Source organism: Brevundimonas sp. GCM10030266 (genome assembly GCF_042666595.1).
Lineage (GTDB): Bacteria > Pseudomonadota > Alphaproteobacteria > Caulobacterales > Caulobacteraceae > Brevundimonas.
The window spans coordinates 709,567-730,154 of the sequence record NZ_JBHTCY010000001.1; the positions used below are offsets into that span (position 1 = coordinate 709,567).

Below are 20,588 nucleotides of genomic sequence, written 5' to 3' on the forward strand. Positions count from 1 at the left end.
CGGCGGCGTCATAGGTGCTCACGCTTCAACCTTGGCCTTTTTTACATGGGACAGCAGGGCGGTCAGGGCGCCCGGGGTCATGCCCTCGATCCGGCCGGCCTGTCCGAGGGTCCGAGGCTGAACGCGGCTCAGCTTCTCCTTGACCTCGTTCGACAGGCTGCCGATGGCGGCGTAGTCGAGGTCGACCGGAAGGGCGAGCGCCTCCTCCCGGCGCAGGGCCTCGGCGTCGGCGGCCTGGCGGTCCAGATAGCCGGCGTAGCCCGCATCAATGGTGATCTGCTCACGCACCTGCGGTGACCAGTCGGCGATCTCGGGCCGCACCGGCAGGAAGGTGTCCAGCGTCACGCCCGGGAAGGACAGCAGATCGCGGATCGACCGGCGCTGGCCATCGGCGTTCACCCGGATGCCGAGTTCGCCCGCCTCCTTGGGCGTGAACAGTGTTTCACGTGAAACAGCGGTCGCCGCGGCCAGTTCGGCCGCTTTGGCTGCGAAGGCTTCGGCCCGCCGTGCGCCGACGACACCGGCCTCGACGCCCAAGGGGGTCAGCCGCTGATCGGCGTTATCCGCGCGCAGGGTCAGGCGGTATTCCGCCCGGCTGGTGAACATCCGGTAGGGCTCGGTCACACCCTTGGTGACCAGATCGTCGATCATCACCCCGATATAGGCCTGATCCCGGCCGAAGATGATCGGGTCCTTCCCGGCCGACGCGCGGGCGGCATTCAGCCCGGCCATTAGCCCCTGGGCCCCCGCCTCCTCATAACCGGTCGTGCCATTGATCTGGCCGGCCAGATACAAGCCAGGCCGCTTCTTCACTTCCAGCGCCGGGCTCAGTTCACGCGGATCGACATAGTCGTATTCGATCGCATAGCCGAAGCGGAACACCTCGACCTGCTCCAGACCCGGGATGGTGCGCAGGAAGGCCAGCTGGGTCGCGCCCGAAACCGAGGTCGAAATGCCGTTCGGATAGACGGTCGGATCATCCAGCCCCTCGGGCTCGAGGAAGATCTGATGCGAAGTCTTGTCAGCGAACCGCACCACCTTGTCCTCGATCGAGGGGCAGTAGCGGGGGCCACGTCCGGAGAGGTGACCGCCGTAGACGGCGCTTTCGCCCAGGTTCTCGGCGATGATCCGGTGGGTCTCTTCCGTCGTGTGGGTCACGCCGCAGGTGATCTGGGGCACATCGATCCGGTCGGTCAGGAAGCTGAACGGCACAGGCTCGGCGTCTGCCGCCTGATGCTCCAGCCGATCCCAGGCGATGGTCCGGCCGTCGAGACGCGCGGGGGTGCCCGTCTTCAGACGGCCCATCTGCAGGCCGGCGCCGTACAGGTCAGCAGCCAGACCGGTCGACGGCGCCTCGCCGTGACGGCCCGCCGGAGTCCGCTCGTCGCCCTTGTGAATGACCCCGTTCAGGAAGGTGCCGGTCGTCAGCACGACCGCGGCGGCCGACAGGGTCTCGCCGCTGTCGGTGACCACGCCGGTCACCCGGTCGCCCTCGCGGATCAGGCTTTCGGCGGTCCCGGCCATCAGTTCGAGGTTCGGGGTCTGCGCCAGCTCGGCCTGCATGGCCTCGCGGTACAGGCGGCGGTCGATCTGGCTGCGCGGTCCCTGCACCGCCGCCCCCTTGGAGCGGTTCAGCAGGCGGAACTGGATTCCGGACACATCGCCCAGCCGCCCCATGACGCCGTCCAAGGCGTCGATCTCGCGCACCAGATGGCCCTTGCCCAGGCCGCCAATGGCCGGGTTGCAGGACATCTCGCCGATGGTCTCAAGCTTCTGGGTCAGCAGCAGGGTGCGCGCGCCCGTGCGCGCCGAGGCGGCCGCGGCCTCGCACCCGGCGTGCCCGCCGCCGATGACAATGACATCAAAGGATTTCATCGCCGGGAGATAGTCGAAACCGGGCGGAATTTCCACCGGCGCCGTGAGGGCGTTTCACGTGAAACAACCCCTCCGTCTCTCCGGCTTCGCCGTCGAGCCACCTCCGCACTACGTGGAGAGGTGAACCGCGTCCTCACCTCTCCACGTAGTGGGGAGGGGGACCATGCGAAGCTCACGGGCGAAGCATGGTGGAGGCGTCCGGTCAGTTCACTTCCCGATACAGAAGGTCGAGAAGACCTCGCCCAGAATGTCCTCGACCCCGATGGCGCCGGTCACCCGCGCCAAGGCTTCCGCCGCCCGACGCAGATCATCCCCCGCCATCTCCGGCGCCAGATCGAGCGCCCGGCGTCCCGCTTCGACGGAAACCAGCGCCTCCTCCAGACGACGGCGGTGGCGTTCACGGGTGACCGCCGGGAAGTCCGCGCCGGAAAGATCACGCGCCAGACGGGCGGCGATCCAGTCATGCAGGGCCGCCATCCCCTCCCCCGTCGTGGTGCTGACGGTCAGCGCCTCGCGGTCCGTGATCGACGCCGCGCCGAGGTCGGCCTTGGTCAGCACGACCAGATCGCCCGGTCGCGCATACTCCGCCGCCACCCCGTCGACATCGCCCGGCGCCCGGACCCACAGTCGCAGCTCGGCCTGGTCCGCCCGGACCCGCGCCCGGCGCACGCCCTCGGCCTCGACCGGATCGTCGCTGTCGCGCAGACCCGCCGTGTCGGACAGGGTCACCGCGTAGCCGCCGATGACCAGATCGGCGTCCAGCACATCGCGCGTCGTCCCGGCGATGGGCGTCACGATGGCCGCCTCGCGCGCGACCAGCGCATTGAACAGCGACGACTTGCCGGCATTGGTCTCGCCGATCAGGACGATACGATAGCCCTCGCGCACCCGCTCGCCCCGACCGGCGTCGGCCAGGGCGCCCTTCAGATCGGCGATCAAACCGTCCAGAACCGGCCCTGCCGTGCGCGCCAGATTGTCCGGCACCTCCTCGTCCGGGAAGTCGATCTCGGCCTCGACGAGGGCCAGGGCCTTCAGCAGATCCCGGCGGAACCCGGCATAGGCCGCGCCCAACGCCCCATCCAGCTGCCCCAGGGCCTGCGCCGCCTGGGCCGTCGTCTCGGCGTCGATCAGGTCGGCCACGGCCTCGGCCTGGGCCAGATCCATCCGCCCGTTCTCGAAGGCCCGGCGGGTGAACTCCCCCGGATCGGCGGGGCGCAGGCCGAGCCCAACCAGCGCCTTCGACGCCGCCTCGACCACCGCCCGACCCCCGTGCAGATGCAGTTCGGCGCAGTCCTCGCCGGTATAGGAGTTCGGTCCGGGGAAGCGCAGGACCAGCGCCTGATCGACTGCCCGGCCCTCATGGGTCAGGGTCCGCAGCGAGGCCATCCGCGCTTTCAGCCCGCCGGCGCCCAGACCGGTCAGAGCCTCATCGGTGCCGGGCCCGCTCAGCCGCACAATGGCGATCGCCCCCCGGCCTGGCGGGGTGGCGAGGGCGAAGATGGTGTCGGTCACTTGGCGGAGCCCACCGCCCCTTCCATCAGGCGGCGGAACTGGTCCTGGGCCTGAAGGCCGAAGCTGGTCCAGGTCTTCATCAGTTCCTCGGGCTGCATGGCGGCGACATTGGCCTCCATACGCTTCTGCATCTCGGCGACCATGGCGTCGTTCAGCGGGGTCACGTCCGGCAGGCCGAGGAAGGCCCGCGCCTCGGCGGGGGTGCAGTCGATCTCGACGTTGATTTTCATGGGATCGCTCCAATCTGTCAGGGACAGTCCTAGACCAATCCGGCCTGCCAAAGGAACCCGAGCATGTCCCTCCCCCTGACCTTGGCCTCGACCCAGTCCGCCGTCCGTTTCGATCGTCATGGCGGGGCGGAAGTGCTGGAGCTGGTCGAGGTCCCCGTCCCCTCCCCCGGCCCGGGCGAGATCCTGATCCGCAACGTCGCGATCGGCCTGAACTTCATCGACATCTACCAGCGCACCGGCCTCTACCCCCTGCCCCTCCCCTCCGGCCTCGGCAAGGAATCCGCGGGCGTGGTCGAGGCGGTCGGCGAGGGCGTGACCCGGTTCAAGGTCGGCGACCGGGTGGCCACCGCCACCGCCCCGGTCGGCGCCTACAGCCAGTTCCACCTGATGCCGGAGACCGCCGCTGTCGCCGTGCCGGACGACATCTCTCTCGAGGTCGCGGCCGCCGTCATGCTCAAGGGGATGACCGCCGAGTTTCTGGTCAACCGCGCGTTTCACGTGAAACAGGGCGACGAGATCCTGCTCCATGCCGCCGCCGGCGGGGTCGGCCTGATCCTGGGCCAATGGGCCAAGTCGCTCGGCGCCACGGTCATCGGCACGGTCGGATCGGAGGCCAAGGCCGAACTCGCCCGCGCCCACGGCAGCGACCACGCCATCCTCTACGACCGCGAGGATGTGGCCGCCCGCGTTCGCAAGATCACCGAAGGCCGGGGCGTCGCCGTCGCCTATGACTCGGTCGGCAAGGATACCTTCGAGGCCTCGCTGGCCAGCCTGAAGCGGCGCGGGACCCTGGTCCTGTTCGGCAATGCCTCGGGCCCGGTGCCGCCGTTCGATCCGCTCCGCCTGTCGCGCGGCGGCTCGCTCTATGTCACCCGCCCGACCCTGTTCGACTATGTCGCCACGGTGGAAGAACTCGACCCCAGCGCCGCCGCCCTGTTTGCCGCCATCCGCTCCGGCGCGGTCAAGGTCGAGATCGGCCAGACCTTCCCGCTGGCGAACGTGCGCGAGGCGCATGAGGCCTTGGCCGGGCGGAAGACAACCGGCTCGACGCTGCTGATCCCGTAAGCGCCCTCCCGCTATCGTCATCCCGACGAAAGTCGGGACCCAGCGGCGCGCGAGAGCGCGAACCTGTCGGGAGCGCCACAGCCTCAACCTCGACCTTCAGTGTTTCGCCGCCGTCGCGGCGCCGCTGGGTCCCGGGGTTCGCTCTGCGAGCGCCCCCGGGATGACGATAGCAACAAAAACAAAAGGGCCCCGGATCGCTCCGGGGCCCTTCGTCTTTCAGTCCGGCGGTCGCCGGTCAGGTGTTCATCGACTGGAAGAAGTCGCCGTTGTTCTTCGACTGGCGCAGCTTGTCGAGCAGGAACTCGATCGCGTCCTGCGGACCCATCGGGTTGAGGATGCGGCGCAGGACATAGGTCTTGGCCAGCTGGTCCTTCGGCGTGATGAGGTCCTCCTTGCGGGTGCCCGACTTGAGCACGTCGATGGCCGGGAAGATGCGCTTGTCGGCGACCTTGCGGTCCAGGACGATTTCCGAGTTACCGGTGCCCTTGAACTCTTCGAAGATCACCTCGTCCATGCGCGAGCCGGTGTCGATCAGGGCGGTGGCGATGATGGTCAGCGACCCCCCCTGCTCCACGTTCCGCGCGGCGCCGAAGAAGCGCTTCGGACGTTGCAGGGCGTTGGCGTCGACACCACCGGTCAGCACCTTGCCCGACGACGGGACGGTGGCGTTGTAGGCGCGGCCCAGACGGGTGATCGAGTCCAGCAGGATCACGACGTCCTTCTTGTGCTCGACCAGACGCTTGGCCTTTTCGATCACCATTTCGGCGACGGCGACGTGGCGGGTGGCGGGCTCGTCGAAGGTCGAGGCGATGACCTCGCCCTTCACCGTGCGCTGCATGTCGGTCACTTCTTCCGGGCGCTCGTCGATCAGCAGGACGATCAGGAAGACTTCCGGGTGGTTGCGCTCGATCGACTTGGCGATGTTCTGCAGCATGACCGTCTTACCCACGCGCGGCGGGGCGACGATCAGGCAGCGCTGGCCCTTGCCGAGCGGGGCGACGATGTCGATGACCCGGCCCGAGCGATCCTTCAGGGTCGGGTCCTGGATCTCCATGTGGATCCGCTCTTCCGGATAGAGCGGGGTCAGGTTGTCGAACAGGACCTTGGTCTTCACCATCTCGGGGTCTTCGAGATTGATGGTGTCGACCTTCAGCAGGGCGAAGTAGCGCTCGCCCTCGCGCGGGCCGCGGACGGCGCCGTGGATGGTGTCGCCCGAGCGCAGGCCGAAGCGGCGGATCTGCGACGGCGAGACGTAGATATCATCCGGACCCGGAAGATAGTTAGCGTCCGGGCTGCGCAGGAAGCCGAAGCCGTCCGGCAGGATTTCCAGCACGCCGTCGGCGATGATCTCGACCTCTTCCTCGGCCAGGGCCTTGAGGATGGCGAACAGCAGGTCCTGCTTGCGCAGGTTCGAGGCGTTCTCGACCTCCAGGCCCTCGGCGAAGGCGACCAGGTCTTCCGGCGTCTTGGCGTTCAGCTCGGCCAGGGTGATGCGGCCATTCGGGACGATCGGCTCGCCGTCCTCGTCCTCGTCGGCCTCCTGATCGACCATCGGCAGGTCGGCGGCGGACACCTCATTGGAGGCTTCGTCGAGGGTTTCGGTCTCGGGCGCGGTCGGATCGGTGTCGCGGACGTCGGTCATGGGAGTCTACTTCTTGGCGTGCACGCCCGGACGCTCGCGGCGCGAGGTCGGGTCAGGCTGGCGGTGTTGGCCTTGCGGCCGGCAGGAGGTGCGATGGGGTCCCGCAGGGTCGATCCGGCAGGCATCGCGAGGAGAGAGGGACCGTCCGGCAGAGGGCCAGGACCGGTTCGCGTCCAGCGAAACCACGCTTCCGGGGGTCAGGTCAAGCGGGACAGATGGGGCGGGGTCAGCCCAGCGTCCACTCCGTCGTCACCGACAGCACCATGATGATGGCCAGGACGAAGGGGATCTCATTGGTCATGCGCCAGAACCGGCCCGAGTATTTCGAGGTCCCGGCGGCGATCTTCTTGCGCTGCCCGGCCAGGAAGCCGTGCCAGCCGGCCAGCAGGAAGACGCCGATCAGCTTGGTCACCATCCACGGCTGATGGGCGAAGCTCCAGTCGGCGCCCTCGCCGCTGCGCAGCCAGAACAGCCATGCGCCGAAGATGAAGGCCAGGATCATGGCCGGGTTGATGATGATGCGCAGCAGGCGGGTCTGCCAGACGCGCAGCAGGCCCTGCATCTCGCTCTTCAGCGGCTCGGCCTTGGCGTTCTGTTCGGCGTCATAGGCGAACAGGCGCGGCAGGAAGAGCATGCCGGCCATCCAGGCGATCACCGCCAGGATGTGCAGGCCCCGGACCACGTCATAGGTGTTCACGCCGCTCTCCGCTCGCAGGTGCGCGGGCAGGCCTTCCAGTCCGCGCGACAACCGGGACCGTGCGGCGCGACGCCGGTTCGCGCAAGCGCCCCGACCGCCGCCCCGGCCAGTTCCTCAATGAAGGCCGCCGTTACACCGACCGCGGGCACACGCAGATAGGGCGAAACGCCCAAGCCATGGGCCAGCTCGCCGTACTCGATATCCAGCTCGACCAGGGTCTCGACGTGTTCCGAGACGAAGGCGATGGGAACCACCACCGCGCCGACGCCGTCCTTCGCCGCCTGCTCCAGCGCCTCGATAGTCGACGGCCCCAGCCATTTCATCGGCCCGACCCGACTCTGGTAGCAGATGGCCCAGTCCGTCAGACCCGCAGCCTTGGCCACGGCGGCGCAGGTGCTCTCGACCTGCTCCTGATAGGGATCGCCCTTCTTCTCGACCAGCACCTCGGGGATGCCATGGGCCGAGAACAGGACGCGGACCGGCCTGTCTCCAGCCTCGGCCAGCTTGCCCCGGATCAGCTCGGCCTGCGCCGCCACCCAGCCGGGCGCTTCCGGCCAGCAGCAGACGGTGCGACTGACGCCAGAACCGGCATAGACCTCGTTCCAGCGCTTCAGCGAGCTTTCCGTCGTGGTGGTCGAGAACTGCGGATAGAGCGGCAGAAGCACGATCTCATCCGGCCCAAAGGCGGCGACGTCGGCGGCGGTCTCTTCCGTCAGCGGATGCCAGTATCGCATGGCGATGAAGGCCTTCACCTCATCGTCCGGGAGGCGCACAGCCATTGCCGCCTCCAGCGCATCGGCCTGCTTCCGGGTCTCGGGCAGCAGGGGCGAACCGCCGCCCATCAGGGCGTAGTTGACCTGGGCGCTGGTTTCACGGCGGCTGGAGATCAGCTTCGCCAGCGGGGTTCGGAACAGGCCCGGCAGGCCGATGATGGCCGGATCGTTGAACAGGTTGAACAGGAAGGGCTTCACGGAGGCCTGATCGTCCGGCCCGCCCAGATTGAACAGGACGACGGCGATACGGCGGCCCTTCAAACCAGTCCCCACGACCTCGGTCACTGCGCGCCGATCCGCTTCAGCACCTGCTCGACGTGCGCGATGGGCACGTCCGGCATAATCCCGTGGCCGAGGTTGAAGATCCACGGCCCCTGCCCCCAAGCCTCGAGCAGTTGGTCCACCCGCCGGTCCAGCAGCGGCCCGCCGGCGCGCAGCAACAGGGGATCGAGCGCGCCCTGGATGGTCTTGATCTTCTGCACGGCCTGACCGACCGGCAGCGGACAGGCGGTGTCCAGCGCCACGCCCTGCACCTCGACCTCGCGCGCATAGCGTTCGGCCAGGGCCGCCGAGCCCCGCGGGAAACCGATCAGGGGCACGGTGACGCCCAGTTCGCGCACCCGCTTCACCAGCTTGATATGCGGCTGCAGGACCAGGCTTTCGAACAGATCGTCCGGCAGACCCTCGGCCCAGCTCTCGAAGATCTTCAGGGTCTGGGCCCCGGCGTCGGCCTGCATCTTCAGATAATGGGCCGTCGCCTCGACCAGCACGTCCAGAACCGCCGCGACCTTCTCCGGCTCCGCATAGGCATAGGTCCGGGCCTGCGCCCGCTCACCCTTGCCGATGGTCCGGGCCACGCCGTCCAGCATATAGGTCGCCACCGTCCACGGCGCGCCCGCAAAGCCGATCAAGGCCTTGGACGGGTCCAACTGCTCGCGGACCAGACTCAGGGTCTGACCGATGGAGGACAGGGCCTCACCGGCCCCCTCGGCCTTGTCCCGCATGGCCTCGACCGACGGCATCTCGCCCAGCCGGGGTCCCTCCCCCGCCTCGAACCACACATCCTGGCCCAGTGCTCGCGGGATCAGCAGGATGTCGGCGAACACGATGGCCGCGTCAAAGCCGAACCGGCGCATCGGCTGAAGCGTCGCTTCGGCGGCTTTCTCAGGGTCGTGACAAAACTCGATGAAGCCCGGTGTCGTCGCCCGAAGCGCCCGGTATTCCGGCAGGTAGCGCCCGGCCTGACGCATGAACCAGACCGGCGGACGCGCCGTCGTCTCCCCGGCCAGGGCTTTCAGGAACAGCGGGGTGTCGGGCGAAGTCGTCATTTGATCGTCGGCTTACCGGGGGGCGGGGACAGGCTCAAGCCCGGGCCTGTGTCGCACCCTTTCCCTTCCCAAACATTCAAATTTGAAAAGGGTGGAAGGAAGTGGGTTGGGCCGGGGAGAACGGGGACAAGTCGGCGGATCAAGCCGTCCCCGGACGACTTGTCCGGATATCAGTCACAGGGCGATCGACAGACCCGGTGGCGCCTGTCGATACCGGGGATAACCATTAACAAGACCTTAACAGCGGGGGTTTCCGGGGCTTTACGGCCCAGACCGGCCTGGGCGCCGGTTTCATCGAGTCCGGTTCCTCCACAAGCTGTCCGGTCGGAACGGGGCGCCGGTGGATGAACGGTCTGAAGACGGCTCCGGTCGTCCACCTTCATCCCGCTCGCGACCCCGGACGGGGACGGCTATAGAGATCGGCGCCCGGCCATGAACCGAACGGCGCCCCGGCCTTTCCACAGGAGTCCCCGTTGAACGGACCGCTTATCCCGATGAGTCTGCGCTGATGAGCCCTGCCCGTCCCGCCGGCGCGTCGAAGCTGGCCACCTATTTCCATGTGCATCTGGTCTCGGACTCGACCGGCGAAACCCTGAACGCCATGGCCAAGGCCGTGGTGGCGCGTTTCGACGGCGTCATCCCCATCGAGCACATCTATGCGCTGGTCCGCTCGGACCGGCAGATGGAGCGGGTGCTGGAGGAGATCGCCGCCGCCCCGGGCGTGGTTCTCCACACCCTGGTGGACCGGGAGCTGCGCGAGCAGCTGGAGGAAGGCTGCCGCAAGCTGGATATGCCCCAGATCGCGGCGCTGGATCCGCTGGAAACCGTCCTGTCCCGCTATCTCGGCGCCGCGCTCGCGCCCCGCGTCGGCGCCCAGCACGCGCTGAGCAATGAGTATTTCGACCGGATCGCAGCGCTCGACTTCGCCATGGCCCATGACGACGGCCAGGGCACGGCGGAGCAGCTGGAGACCGCCGATGTCATCCTGTGCGGCGTGTCCCGCACGTCCAAGACCCCGACCTGCATCTATCTGGCCCACCGTGGCATCCGCGCCGCCAATGTGCCGCTGGTCACCAACCAGGAAGACGGCGAGCGGCTGACCAAGCTGAAGAACCCGCTGGTCATCGGCCTGACGGTGTCGCCGGACCGGCTGGTCCAGATCCGCCGCAACCGGCTGGACGGGCTGAACGCCAGCCATGCCTCGACCTATATCGACCATGACTCGGTGCGCGAGGAGACGGTCAAGGCGCGCCGGGCCTTCGAACGGCGCGGCTGGCCGGTCATCGACGTGACCCGCCGCTCGGTCGAGGAAACCGCCGCCGCCATCATCAATGTGCTGAACGAGCGCCGCACGCGCCGGGCCGCCGCCTCATGGTAGGCGAGAGACTGATCCTGGCGTCAAAGAGCGCCGCCCGTCGCGCCATGCTGGACAACGCCGGCGTGCCGTTCGCCGTTCAAGTCGCCGATGTGGACGAGGATGCGGTCAAGGCGATCCACGATCCCGCCGACGCCGCCGGCTTGGCCGTCGAACTGGCCCGGGTGAAGGCGCTGGCCGTCTCGCGCCATGACGCCGACGCCTGGGTGCTGGGCGCGGACCAGACCCTGGCCTTCGACGGCGGCCTGATCTCCAAGGCAAAGTCGCTGGACGAGGCCCGCGCCCGCCTGTCGGCCATGCGCGGCAAGGCCCATCATCTGCATTCCGGCGCGGCACTGGCCCGCAATGGCCAGATCGTCTGGTCCGGCGTGGACACCGCCGCCATGCAGATGCGTGACTTCTCCGACGCCTTCCTGGACGCCTATCTGGCGCGCGAGGGCGAGGGCCTGCTGTCCAGCGTCGGATCCTACAAGCTGGAGGGCATGGGCTCCCAGCTGTTCGACCGCATCGACGGCGACTATTTCACCGTCCTGGGCATGCCCCTGTGGCCGGTTCTGGCCGAGCTGCGCCGCACCGGGGTGCTGATCGCATGACGATCCGCGCCGGGGTCGCCGGTCAGCCGATCAGCCATTCGCTCAGCCCCCTGATCCACGGCCTGTGGATCGAGGCGGCCGGGCTGGATGCGACCTATGAGGCCTTCGGTCCCGCCGACGAGGCCGGATTCGCCGCCCTGATCGCCGAGGGTCGGGCCGGAAAGCTGGGGGGCCTGAACGTCACCTCCCCGTTCAAGGAACAGGCCCTGGCCGCCGCGGATGAGGTCAGCCCGGTCGCCCGCGCCTGTGGCTCCGCCAATCGTCTGGTCTTCGCGGACGGTCGTCTGTCCGCCGACAGCACCGACGGGCGCGGCCTGATGCTGGCCCTGTCCGAACAGGCGCCGGCCCTTGATCCGTCCGGCGCGCGGGTCGTGGTGCTGGGCGCCGGCGGGGCCGCCCGCGCCGCGGTCGTGGCCTTGAAGGCCGCCGGAGCCGAGGTCGCGGTGCTGAACCGCACCCTCGCCCGCGCCGAGACCCTGGCCGTCGAACTGGGCAGCACGATCGCCACACCCGATGACCTTCGGGACGCCGCCCTGATCGTCAACGCCCTCAGCGTCCCGCCCGAAATCGACGTCGCTGTGCTTCGGTCCGACACCGTTCTGATGGACATGACCTACAAGCCGCTGGTGACGCCCTTCCTGGCCGCCGGACGGGCGCGGGGCCTGACCACCGTCGATGGCCTCGCCATGCTGATCGGTCAGGCCGTGCCGTCGTTCGAGGCCTTCTTCGGCAGGACGCCGCCGCCGGTCGATGTGCGCGCCGCCGTTCTGGCCCGGCTGGGAGAGACCGCATGATCCTGCTCGGTCTCACCGGCTCCATCGGCATGGGCAAGTCGACCACCACGGCCATGTTCGCCGACCAAGGCGCCCTGGTCTGGAATGCCGACGAGGCGGTGCACCGGCTCTATGCCCCCGGCGGCGCGGCCGTCGAACCGATCAGCGCGGCCTTCCCCGGCGTGGTCGTGGACGGCGCCGTCGATCGCACCCGGCTGGCCGAGGCCCTGGGCCGCGACGATCAGGCGTTCAGACGGCTGGAGGCCATCGTCCATCCGCTGGTGGCGCAGGGCCGGGCCGATGACCTGATCGCCGCCCGCGAGCGGGGCGTGAAACTGGCTGTGCTGGACATCCCCCTGCTGTTCGAGACCGGCGGCGACGCCTCTGTCGATGCGGTGGTCGTGGTCAGCGCCCCGCCGGAGGTGCAGGCCGAACGGGTTCTGGCCCGGCCCGGCATGACCCGCGAACGCTTCGAGGCCATCCTCGCCCGCCAGACGCCCGACGCCGAAAAGCGCGCGCGCGCCGACTTCGTGGTCGAGACCGGACAGGGGCTGGAGGCCGCCCGGCGTCAGGTGGATGAAATCGTGGGGACAGTCCTGTCCGAAGGGTGGACGCCGCCCCGTCGCGCCCTTCCGAAAACGCCCGAACGGCCCCATTAAGGGTCATGCGCGAGATCGTTCTGGATACGGAAACCACGGGCTTCGACCCGAAGACCGGCGACCGGCTGATCGAGGTCGGCTGTATCGAGATCATGGACCTGCTGCCGACGGGCCGGACCTATCATACGCTGGTCAATCCGGAGCGGCTGATCCCGCCGGACGCCATCCGGGTGCACGGGATCACCGACGATAAGGTCAAGGATGCGCCCAAGTTCGCGGAGATCGTTCAGGAGCTGTCGGACTTCATCGGCGACGCGCCGGTGATCGCCCACAACGCCCAGTTCGACCGGAATTTCATCGACTTCGAATACGGGCGGATCGCCCATCCGCTGATCCCCGGCGACCGCTGGATCGACACCCTGCAGCTGGCCCAGAAGAAGTTTCCGGGCATGCCCAACTCGCTGGACGCCCTGTGCAAGCGATTCAAGGTCAGCCTGGCGGACCGGACCTTCCACGGCGCCCTGATCGACGCCCGTCTGCTGGCCGAGGTCTATCTGGAGCTGCGCGGCGGCAAGGAACGGCGACTGGATCTGTCCACCACGCGGGTCACCGCCGCCTCCGGCCCGGTGGTCGCCGCCGCCCTGGGCGCCCGCCCGCGACCGCTGGCCCCGCGCTCGACCGACGAGGAGCGCGCCGCCCACGCCGCCTTCCTGCTGGCGACCCTGAAGGACCACTCCCTCTGGGAGGGCTATGGTCTGGAATTGGAAAAGGCGCCCGCCGCCTGACGAACGCCTTTCAGGGAGATAGGGCTTAGGAATTAGGGAGTAGTGGCGCAGGCGCCCGGACCAGATAGTCCGACTAATTCCTACGCCCTACTCCCTACTCCCTCGAGCCTTAAGCTTGGCCGGTTTCGGCCGGGCCGCGGGCGATCTGCTGCTGGCGGGCGACGTAGATGGCCGCGAAGTCGATCGGGTCCAGCATGAAGGGCGGGTAGAAGCCGCCGTCCGAGGTCGCGCGGGCGATGATCTCGCGGGCGAACGGGAACAGGTAGCGCGGGCATTCGATCAGCAGCATCGGCTCAATGTCCTGCTCCGACACGCCCTGCAGGGCGAACAGGCCGCCATAGACCAGCTCGACGTGGAAGACGGCCATCGCCTCGGTCGAGGCCTTGATCGACAGGCGCAGTTCAACCTCGAACAGGCCGTCCTGACGGCCCGCGGCGTTCATTTCGACGCCCATGTCGATGCCCGGCTTGCCGTCGATGCGCAGGCTGTCCGGCGCCTTCGGGTTTTCGAAGGACAGGTCCTTCACATACTGGGCGACGATGCGGAAACCCGGGCCCTGCGGCTGGCCGCCGGTCGCGTCGGGGGTCGCGGCGGGGTTGGCGTCGGCGGGCGGAACAGCGTCGGTCATGGGTGGAAAATCTGTCTGGAATGTGGGTCGGGCACAGGCCCGGATGGGGTGGCGACTACCATGCAGCACCCCCTGCGGCAACGACGCTCGCCCAACGGGGGCGGCGCTTCGCCTTGCATGGCCCTATATCAGCCCCTAATCGTCATGTTCCGCGTCGGTCCCCGGCGCTTGCCAAGGATGTCCCGTGCCCCCGGTTTCGGTCCAGATCGTCATCTTCGCCGTCATTGCGGCCTTCGTCCTGTTCCAGCTCTACAATGTGCTGGGCAAGAAGGTCGGCCGTCAGCCCGAGGAAGACGCTCGCGCCCAGCCGCCTGCGCCGAACGGTCAGGCGGATCCCGCCACAGGGCCGCAGGGCCGCAATGTGCTGGACGCCGTGACCCTGGCCTCCATCGCCGGTCTGAAGGCCCGCGACCCGGCCTTTGACCCGGTCCGTTTCCTGGACGGCGCCCGCGCCGCGCATGAAAGCATCGTGCGCGCCTACGCCGCCGGCGATCGCGAAACGCTGAAGCCGCTGTTGACGCCCAACGTCATGGCGTCGTTCGACGCCGGGATCGCGGCCCGCGAAGCCCGGGGCGAAACCTCCAGCGTCGAGTTCGTCCATCCCGCCCGGGCGGATCTGGAGCTGGCCACGGCCGAGGAAAGCCGCGCCATCGCCAAGGTCCGCTTCCTGGCCGAGCTGCGCACCACGACCACCGCCGCCGATGCCTCGGCCGAGCCCGTGGTCGATGAAGGTCGTGTCGCCGAGCTCTGGACCTTCGAGCGGACCCTGGGCGCCAACGACCCGAACTGGGTCCTGGCCCGGACAGAAGCGGCCTCGGCCTGATCGTGACCGCCCGCCGCGCCGTGAACATTCAGGGCGCGGTCTTCGCCCTTATGGTGACGCTTCTGGCGGCCTGCGCCACCCGGCCGCCGGTGACGCCCCCGTCTCCGACCGCCCCGCCTGCGCCGACCCGGCCGCAGCCCGAGCCGCCGCGACCGCTGGACCCGGCGCCGTCGCCGGCGGCGGGAACCAGCCCGGCGGCCCTGCCCGGCTGGGACGAGGAAGACCACCTCGCCGCCTTCAACGCCTTCGCCGACGGATGCCGGGTGTCCCGCGACAGCGCCGTCCGCGCCCAGTGCGACCGGGCCCAGCACATCCGTCAGACCTCGCGTCCGGTCACGCCGTCGATGGCCCGCGCCTTCTTCGAGGCTGGCTTCACCGTGGTCGAGCAGGAGACGAACGGCCGCGACGGTCTGCTGACCTCCTATTTCGCTCCGGAGTATCCGGCGCGCCGGACCCAGACGGCCGAGTTCGACATGCCGGTGCTGGCCGCGCCCGCCGGCTGGCGTCGCGGCCAGACCCTGCCGCCGCGCGCCGAGATCGAGGCCGCGCCGCCGACCGAAACCCTGGCCTGGATGCGGGCCGAGGACCTGTTCTTCATGCAGATCCAGGGGTCGGGCTACCTGACCTTCGAGGATGGGTCCAAGGCGCGCGCCGCCTATGCCGCCGACAATGGCCAGACCTTCGTCGGCATCGCCACTCCGATGGCCCGGCAGGGCCTGCTGCCGCAGAACGGCACCTCGGGCGAGGCGATCCGGGGCTGGTTGGCCGCGCATCGCGGGGCCGAGGCCCGCGCGGTGATGGCGCTGAACCCGCGCTACATCTTCTTCAAGCTGGACCCGGATGACGGCGGCGATCCGGCCGGCGCCGCCGGCGTTCCCCTGCCCGCCCGCCGCTCCATCGCGGTCGATCCGACCCACTGGCGCTATGGCGATCTGGTCTGGATTCGCGCCGACGGCGGCAATCTGGCCGGCGCGCGCGGCAGCTATCAGGGGCTGGTGGTCGCCCTCGACACGGGCTCCGCCATTCGCGGCCCCGTGCGCGCCGACCTCTACATGGGCCGGGGCGATGCGGCGGGCGAGGAGGCCGGAGCGGTCCGCCATCCCCTGCGCATGTGGCGGCTGGTTCCCCGACGCTAGGTCAGACCCCGGCGCTGGACACAGGCTTCGCGTTCAGGCGGCGAGGTGGCGCTGGCCCAGTTCCTGGTCGCGGTCGGCCAGACCGGTCTCGAAATCCATGAAGACGTCGATCAGCTCGTCCACGCCCACCGGCGCTGCGCCCGGGCTGAAGCGGAAGCGCCAGAAGCTGACCACATGCTGGATCGCCCCCAGCTGTTCGCCCAGCCGGGTGAACAGCCGCGGCGCCTGCAGCAGGAAGTCCCGGAAGGCGCCCGGTCGCGAGTCCTCGGTCAGGGCCTTGTAGGCGTTGTCATAGATGGCCAGCGTGCGCGAGGCGTCGTCGCAGACGGTGATGATCCGGTCGCGCAGCACCTGTCGGCCCCGGTCCAGATATTCGCGTGCGTTGCGGTCCACCTTGCCGATGGGCTTCACCGTCGTCACGGCGTCGGCCACTCCGGCGACATCCGTCATCAGGCTGGTCAGCACCCATTTGTAGTAGAGGAAGCCTTTCCAGCAGAAGATGCCCTCCTGATACTCCTCCGGCTTCAGGTGCAGGGTCTGACGCAGGGCCTCCATGCGGTCGCCGGGGTCGTTGGACAGGATCTTGTTGGCCAGACGCGCCGTCGAGCCCACGGCCTCGATCCCGCCGCCCAGGCTCAGGGTCACCAGCGGGCGGATCTCCGCCTCCACGAACTGCACCATGCGGGCCAGGTCGCCGTCGCTGATCGAGAAATAGCAGGCCGCCGGCTCGATCCCCGCCCGCTTCAGCTGCTCGCGCAACAGGAAGGGGTCCAGCGACGGCAGGGCGTCCATCAGGCGCAGGGTGGCTAGGTCGGGGTGGTCCGCCTCCAGGCCGAAGGTCTCCTGCATCATCCGCTCGAAGCCGCGCTGGTCGACGAAGACGAAACGGCCGCCGGTCTTCAGATCCTCGGCGTCGATGGGGATGACGACCTTGGTCGCCACCTGACGACGCAGGTGGAAGGCGTCCAGCTCATCGCGGCGCAGGCGGTGCTTGATGATCAGGGCGGCGTTCAGGGCCGGGGTGCGGAACACCGGCTTCTCGCGCCATTCCGCCTCATAGCCGTGCTCGTTCTCGACCTTGAGCAGGTTCAGCACGCGCGCGGTCGAGGCCGAGCGGCGCAGGTGTGCCAGGTTACGGATCGCGCGATCGGTCATGGAGCCCCTTCGATAAGGGGAAACCCTGACACGCAAAGATGACCAACGGCTTAGCCGATCAGCGATCAGTCAGAACAAAGGCAAACGGGCCGCCCCCGGCAGGGAGCGGCCCGTCTTCCGTTCAACCGGTCTGGGGGATCAGAACCGGGCGTTCAGGCTCAGCCAGAAGCTGCGGCCCTTTTCCTTGTTGTTGTAGTGGTCGAAGAACAGGACTTCGTTGGTGCCGTCCTCGAACACGCCGTTGCTGTTCAGGTCGCGGAACTCGGTGTCGTAGGTGGTGAAGTCCTCGTCCAGCAGGTTGTTCACCCGCCCGTTGACCGTCAGCCACGAGTTCAGCTCATACGAACCACCCAGGTTCAGCACGGTGTAGCTCTTGTAGACCAGCTCTTCGCCGGTGATGGCGTGCAGGCCGCGGTAGCGGTCCGAGCGCATCTCGCCCGACAGCAGCAGGTTGAAGCGGTCGGTGACCTGCCAGTCCAGCGAGGCGTTGGCCATGTGCTCGGCGCTGTTGCCCAGCGGACGACCGATCTCGGCGCCGCTCTTCTGCTCACTGTCGGTCCAGGTGTAGTTGCCGCGCAGGCCCAGGTTGTTGAGGATGCGCCAGCGACCGGCGACCTCGATCCCGCGGATCTCCACCTCATCGATGTTGGTCGCGCGGCTGCTCGAACCGTAGCCGAGGTCGGCGTATTCGCCGCTGCTGGCGCAGGCCAGGGTCAGGGCCGGCCCGCAGGGCTGGTTGGCGATCTTGTCCTCGAAGGTGTTGTTGAAGGCCGTGATGTTGAAGTTGTGACCCTCGGGGGACTCCCAGTAGACGGCGATTTCGGTGCTGACGCTGGTTTCCGGCTGCAGGTCCGGGTTGCCGAACATGGGCGAGGTGCCCTGGCCGCCGAAGCCGGTGATGCCGTCATACAACTGGGTCGTCTTGGGGGTCTTGAAGCCGGTCGAGACGCCGCCCTTGATCGTCCACTGGTCGTTCAGGCTGTAGACGCCGTACAGGCGCGGGCTGAAGTGGTCGCCGAAGACGTCGTGATTGTCGTAGCGGATGCCCGCCGTCAGGGCGAAGGGCTCGATGATCCGCCAGGTGTCCTCGGCGAACAGGGACCACATGTTGTGCTCCTGCTTCAGACCCGGGGTGCCGCTTTCCAGACCGAAGACGCCGTCCGTCAGCTCGCCGCGGATCAGCTGCAGGCCGGTGACGACGGTGTGCTCGCCCGCCATCTCGAACGGCACGGTCAGCTGGGCGTCCAGGGTGTACTGGGCGCTTTCCAGGGTGCGCTTGGGACGCGGCAGGAACTCGGCTTCGGCGGCGGCGCGACGGTCGGCTAGGCTCATCCCGGCATAGGCGCCCGTGCCGTCGATCATGGTCAGCAGCAGCTCACGCTCGGCCACGGTGAAGGGCAGGGTGCGGCCTTCGTTGTTGGTGGCGACATGCGACAGGGTCACGCGGCTGGTGCCGAAGCCCCAGTCGCCGTCGTGGCTCACCGACCAGAAGTCGCGGGTGAACTCCTGCGTCGGGGCATAGCCGACGCGCGGGTTGGCCCGGCGCGACCAGGCGCCGCCCGAGTTGGCGCAGGCGGTGGCGTTGTTGCCGGTCCCGCCCAGGCAGAAATTCCCGGCGCTCCAGATGCTGTCGATGTTGTCGACGGTGCCGACCGGATACTCCAGGCCGCCGGCGTCGTTGGTCTGGATCGAGTTGTTATACTCCTGACGCGACGTGTCGTAATCGAACGTCAGGGTCTGGTTGGCGGTCGGCGTCCAGGTCAGGGTCAGGCCGCCGGCGATGTTCTCGTTGTCCACCGTCTTGCCGCCGCCGCCGAAGCCCAGCGAGCGGGAGTGTTCGACACCGGCCGGATCGGTCACCGTGTCATAGACGGGGTTGGAGGCGTCGCGCTGGTACAGGCTGCCGCGAACGCTGAGGTTCAGCAGGCCCGGAACGATCGGTCCGTTGGCGTAGAAGTCGACGGTGCGGTCATCGCCGTACTCGTCGTTCGTCTCGAACGTCTGCGCCGCCGTGATCGAACCGGCCCAGCGGTCCAGGTTGCGCTTGGTGATGATGTTGATGACGCCGCCCATGGCGTCCGCGCCGTACAGGGTTGAGGCCGGTCCGCGGATCACCTCGATGCGTTCGATCGAGTCCAGCGGCGGGATGTGGTTGAACTGGTTGCCGCCGAAGCTGTTCGGATAGATGTCGCCGTGGTTGTTCTGGCGACGGCCGTTGATCAGGATCAGGGTGTAGTCCGAGCCCATGCCGCGCATGGAGATGGTGCCCTGGCCGGTCTTGTCGCGGGTCTCGCCGATATCGACACCTTCCAGATCACGCACTGCGTCCAGCAGGGTCATGTAGGGGCGCTGCTGCAGCTCCTCGACGGTGATCACGCTGATCGAGGCCGGGGCGTCGACGATCTTCTGCTCGAAGCCGGCGGCGGTGACGACCACGTCGTCCAGCTGGCTGGCGGCGTCCTGCGCCATGGCCGGGCCGGCGGCGATCAGCAGGGCCGTGGCCGAGACCAGGGAGTGAATGGTGTGTTTGCGGATAGTGGTCATGACGCCCCCGAATAATGCGAGCGCTTCTCAATATCGTTCGCAGCTTCACTACAAGGGGGTGCGCGCTTTGACCGCAGGTGTCGCAGGGGGCTGCGCGCCGCTCTGGCGCGATCTTTCGGGGGGGCCTAAAACGCGGGAATGGACCTGTTCGAAATCCTCGTGCTCGTGGCTGTTCTGGCCGTCGCCGTGACCCTCGCCCTGGGTCTGCGCCAGCTCTACAAGGAGGGGCCGCAGGCCCGGTCGCGCTCGAACAAGCTGATGCGGCTGCGCGTCGCCCTGCAGGCCGTGGCGGTGGTGCTGGTGGTCGCGGTCGCGTGGTGGAAGTCCACGCACGGGGCCTGATCCGATGGTCGTCCTGAACCGCATCTATACCAAGACCGGCGACGAGGGGCAGACGCGGCTGGCGTCGGGCTCCCCGGTGTCCAAGAGCGATGCGCGGGTCGAGGCGCTGGGCGCGGTGGACGAGCTGAACGCCGTCATCGGCGTGGCCCGGCTGCACTCCGGCCAGAACGATCGCATCGACGCCATGCTGGGCCGCATCCAGAACGAGCTGTTCGACCTCGGCGCCGATCTGGCCACTCCGCTGGAGCCCGCCCCCGCCTGGGAGGCCCTGCGCATTCTCGACAGCCAGGTTGAACGGCTGGAGCAGGAAATCGACTGGATGAACGAGAGCCTCAAGGCGCTCGACAGCTTCATCCTGCCCGGCGGCGCGCCCTTGTCGGCGCATCTGCATCTGGCCCGCACCGTGGCCCGGCGGGCCGAGCGCGAGGCCGTGCGTCTGGTCGAAACCGGAGAGAGCGTTAACGGGGCGGCGATGCGCTACCTGAACCGACTGTCGGACCACCTGTTCGTCGCCGCCCGGCGCGCCAACGCCAATGGCGCGGGCGACATCAAATGGAAGCCGGGCGGAACGCGCTGAGGAAATTCCTCCCCCGAGCGTAGCGGAGGGGGAGGGGGACCGCGAAGCGGTGGAGGGGGCGCCCCATCCACCGGCGTGCGACCTGAAACCCCGTCCACCATCCTTCGGATGGTCCCCCTCCCCCTGTGGGAGGAGG

The 20,588-nt window shown here is 68.5% G+C and carries 20 protein-coding genes; 10 read left to right on the top strand and 10 right to left on the bottom strand.

Features of this window, described 5'->3' with window-relative positions:
• Positions 1 to 18: 18 nt before the first annotated feature.
• The 3 genes from mnmG to ACFQQC_RS03720 all read right to left on the bottom strand — a co-directional run bounded on the left by mnmG (position 19) and on the right by ACFQQC_RS03720 (position 3,617).
• Complete coding sequence (mnmG, locus tag ACFQQC_RS03710; protein ID WP_376859808.1) at positions 19 to 1,875, bottom strand: tRNA uridine-5-carboxymethylaminomethyl(34) synthesis enzyme MnmG; 1,857 nt, start codon at positions 1,873 to 1,875, stop codon at positions 19 to 21.
• A gap of 207 nt (positions 1,876 to 2,082) precedes the next feature.
• Positions 2,083 to 3,387 carry a tRNA uridine-5-carboxymethylaminomethyl(34) synthesis GTPase MnmE gene (gene mnmE, locus ACFQQC_RS03715; protein WP_376859809.1) on the bottom strand — a complete coding sequence of 435 codons (1,305 nt, stop codon included), beginning with the start codon at positions 3,385 to 3,387 and terminating at the stop codon, positions 2,083 to 2,085.
• Entirely contained in the window at positions 3,384 to 3,617 is a 234-nt protein-coding gene (locus ACFQQC_RS03720) for a DUF6489 family protein (RefSeq protein ID WP_376859811.1), read from the bottom strand. Before ACFQQC_RS03720 ends, mnmE begins: the two co-directional genes overlap by 4 nt.
• 63 nt (positions 3,618 to 3,680) lie before the next feature.
• On the opposite strand from ACFQQC_RS03720, the gene ACFQQC_RS03725 reads away from it, so the two are divergent.
• Positions 3,681 to 4,682 (top strand): quinone oxidoreductase family protein, encoded by a 1,002-nt coding sequence (locus ACFQQC_RS03725; RefSeq protein ID WP_376859813.1) that lies wholly within the window; start codon positions 3,681 to 3,683, stop codon positions 4,680 to 4,682.
• Between the two features lie 235 nt (positions 4,683 to 4,917).
• Here ACFQQC_RS03725 and rho read toward each other — a convergent pair whose 3' ends face one another.
• The 4 genes from rho to hemE form a co-directional block, all read right to left on the bottom strand.
• Positions 4,918 to 6,324, bottom strand: a complete 1,407-nt coding sequence (gene rho / locus ACFQQC_RS03730; protein WP_376859814.1) for a transcription termination factor Rho — start codon at positions 6,322 to 6,324, stop codon at positions 4,918 to 4,920.
• A gap of 226 nt (positions 6,325 to 6,550) precedes the next feature.
• Complete coding sequence (locus tag ACFQQC_RS03735; protein ID WP_376859816.1) at positions 6,551 to 7,021, bottom strand: CopD family protein; 471 nt, start codon at positions 7,019 to 7,021, stop codon at positions 6,551 to 6,553.
• Positions 7,018 to 8,079, bottom strand: coding sequence for a ferrochelatase (gene hemH, locus ACFQQC_RS03740; protein WP_376859818.1), 1,062 nt, complete (start codon positions 8,077 to 8,079; stop codon positions 7,018 to 7,020). The genes ACFQQC_RS03735 and hemH overlap by 4 nt, the downstream gene beginning before the upstream one ends.
• Entirely contained in the window at positions 8,076 to 9,122 is a 1,047-nt protein-coding gene (gene hemE, locus ACFQQC_RS03745) for a uroporphyrinogen decarboxylase (protein ID WP_376859820.1), read from the bottom strand. The genes hemH and hemE overlap by 4 nt, the downstream gene beginning before the upstream one ends.
• Positions 9,123 to 9,630: 508 nt before the next feature.
• Between hemE and ACFQQC_RS03750 the strand changes: the two genes are divergently transcribed.
• From ACFQQC_RS03750 to dnaQ, 5 genes are read left to right on the top strand one after another with little or no spacing between them, the layout of a single operon-like run.
• A complete protein-coding gene (locus ACFQQC_RS03750) occupies positions 9,631 to 10,500 on the top strand; it encodes a pyruvate, water dikinase regulatory protein (RefSeq protein ID WP_376859822.1) in 870 nt (289 codons plus the stop codon).
• Complete coding sequence (locus ACFQQC_RS03755; protein ID WP_376859824.1) at positions 10,494 to 11,090, top strand: Maf family protein; 597 nt, start codon at positions 10,494 to 10,496, stop codon at positions 11,088 to 11,090. Before ACFQQC_RS03750 ends, ACFQQC_RS03755 begins: the two co-directional genes overlap by 7 nt.
• The gene (locus ACFQQC_RS03760) at positions 11,087 to 11,884 is read left to right on the top strand and encodes a shikimate dehydrogenase family protein (RefSeq protein ID WP_376859826.1); all 798 of its coding nucleotides are present in this window, start codon (positions 11,087 to 11,089) and stop codon (positions 11,882 to 11,884) included. The genes ACFQQC_RS03755 and ACFQQC_RS03760 overlap by 4 nt, the downstream gene beginning before the upstream one ends.
• Positions 11,881 to 12,522 (top strand): dephospho-CoA kinase, encoded by a 642-nt coding sequence (coaE, locus tag ACFQQC_RS03765; RefSeq protein ID WP_376859828.1) that lies wholly within the window; start codon positions 11,881 to 11,883, stop codon positions 12,520 to 12,522. Before ACFQQC_RS03760 ends, coaE begins: the two co-directional genes overlap by 4 nt.
• 5 nt (positions 12,523 to 12,527) lie before the next feature.
• The gene (gene dnaQ / locus ACFQQC_RS03770; protein WP_376859830.1) at positions 12,528 to 13,247 is read left to right on the top strand and encodes a DNA polymerase III subunit epsilon; all 720 of its coding nucleotides are present in this window, start codon (positions 12,528 to 12,530) and stop codon (positions 13,245 to 13,247) included.
• 109 nt (positions 13,248 to 13,356) lie between these two features.
• Here the strand turns inward: dnaQ and secB are convergent, their stop codons facing one another.
• The gene (secB, locus tag ACFQQC_RS03775) at positions 13,357 to 13,875 is read right to left on the bottom strand and encodes a protein-export chaperone SecB (RefSeq protein ID WP_376859832.1); all 519 of its coding nucleotides are present in this window, start codon (positions 13,873 to 13,875) and stop codon (positions 13,357 to 13,359) included.
• A gap of 184 nt (positions 13,876 to 14,059) precedes the next feature.
• Here secB and timA point away from each other — a divergent pair, with 184 nt between their 5' ends.
• A complete protein-coding gene (timA, locus tag ACFQQC_RS03780) occupies positions 14,060 to 14,698 on the top strand; it encodes a TIM44-related membrane protein TimA (protein WP_376859834.1) in 639 nt (212 codons plus the stop codon).
• A 50-nt stretch (positions 14,699 to 14,748) separates the two neighbouring features.
• Entirely contained in the window at positions 14,749 to 15,834 is a 1,086-nt protein-coding gene (locus ACFQQC_RS03785) for an MltA domain-containing protein (RefSeq protein ID WP_376860846.1), read from the top strand.
• Between the two features lie 33 nt (positions 15,835 to 15,867).
• On the opposite strand, the gene ACFQQC_RS03790 is transcribed toward ACFQQC_RS03785, so the two are convergent.
• Both ACFQQC_RS03790 and ACFQQC_RS03795 read right to left on the bottom strand, forming a co-directional pair.
• Entirely contained in the window at positions 15,868 to 16,989 is a 1,122-nt protein-coding gene (locus ACFQQC_RS03790) for a hypothetical protein (RefSeq protein WP_376859836.1), read from the bottom strand.
• Between the two features lie 138 nt (positions 16,990 to 17,127).
• Positions 17,128 to 19,533, bottom strand: a complete 2,406-nt coding sequence (locus tag ACFQQC_RS03795; protein WP_376859838.1) for a TonB-dependent receptor domain-containing protein — start codon at positions 19,531 to 19,533, stop codon at positions 17,128 to 17,130.
• A gap of 138 nt (positions 19,534 to 19,671) precedes the next feature.
• Here ACFQQC_RS03795 and ACFQQC_RS03800 point away from each other — a divergent pair, with 138 nt between their 5' ends.
• Both ACFQQC_RS03800 and ACFQQC_RS03805 read left to right on the top strand, forming a co-directional pair.
• Positions 19,672 to 19,875 carry a twin transmembrane helix small protein gene (locus ACFQQC_RS03800; protein WP_376859839.1) on the top strand — a complete coding sequence of 68 codons (204 nt, stop codon included), beginning with the start codon at positions 19,672 to 19,674 and terminating at the stop codon, positions 19,873 to 19,875.
• Between the two features lie 4 nt (positions 19,876 to 19,879).
• A complete protein-coding gene (locus tag ACFQQC_RS03805; RefSeq protein WP_376859841.1) occupies positions 19,880 to 20,452 on the top strand; it encodes a cob(I)yrinic acid a,c-diamide adenosyltransferase in 573 nt (190 codons plus the stop codon).
• The last annotated feature ends 136 nt before the right edge of the window (positions 20,453 to 20,588 follow it).

Coding starts and splice junctions, on each gene's coding strand:
- mnmG (WP_376859808.1), bottom strand. CDS start 1,875: ATGAAATCCTTTGATGTCATTGTCATCGGCGGCGGGCACGCCGGGTGC.
- ACFQQC_RS03720 (WP_376859811.1), bottom strand. CDS start 3,617: ATGAAAATCAACGTCGAGATCGACTGCACCCCCGCCGAGGCGCGGGCC.
- ACFQQC_RS03725 (WP_376859813.1), top strand. CDS start 3,681: ATGTCCCTCCCCCTGACCTTGGCCTCGACCCAGTCCGCCGTCCGTTTC.
- rho (WP_376859814.1), bottom strand. CDS start 6,324: ATGACCGACGTCCGCGACACCGATCCGACCGCGCCCGAGACCGAAACC.
- hemE (WP_376859820.1), bottom strand. CDS start 9,122: ATGACGACTTCGCCCGACACCCCGCTGTTCCTGAAAGCCCTGGCCGGG.
- ACFQQC_RS03750 (WP_376859822.1), top strand. CDS start 9,631: ATGAGCCCTGCCCGTCCCGCCGGCGCGTCGAAGCTGGCCACCTATTTC.
- ACFQQC_RS03755 (WP_376859824.1), top strand. CDS start 10,494: ATGGTAGGCGAGAGACTGATCCTGGCGTCAAAGAGCGCCGCCCGTCGC.
- ACFQQC_RS03760 (WP_376859826.1), top strand. CDS start 11,087: ATGACGATCCGCGCCGGGGTCGCCGGTCAGCCGATCAGCCATTCGCTC.
- coaE (WP_376859828.1), top strand. CDS start 11,881: ATGATCCTGCTCGGTCTCACCGGCTCCATCGGCATGGGCAAGTCGACC.
- dnaQ (WP_376859830.1), top strand. CDS start 12,528: ATGCGCGAGATCGTTCTGGATACGGAAACCACGGGCTTCGACCCGAAG.
- secB (WP_376859832.1), bottom strand. CDS start 13,875: ATGACCGACGCTGTTCCGCCCGCCGACGCCAACCCCGCCGCGACCCCC.
- ACFQQC_RS03785 (WP_376860846.1), top strand. CDS start 14,749: ATGGTGACGCTTCTGGCGGCCTGCGCCACCCGGCCGCCGGTGACGCCC.
- ACFQQC_RS03790 (WP_376859836.1), bottom strand. CDS start 16,989: ATGACCGATCGCGCGATCCGTAACCTGGCACACCTGCGCCGCTCGGCC.
- ACFQQC_RS03795 (WP_376859838.1), bottom strand. CDS start 19,533: ATGACCACTATCCGCAAACACACCATTCACTCCCTGGTCTCGGCCACG.
- ACFQQC_RS03800 (WP_376859839.1), top strand. CDS start 19,672: ATGGACCTGTTCGAAATCCTCGTGCTCGTGGCTGTTCTGGCCGTCGCC.
- ACFQQC_RS03805 (WP_376859841.1), top strand. CDS start 19,880: ATGGTCGTCCTGAACCGCATCTATACCAAGACCGGCGACGAGGGGCAG.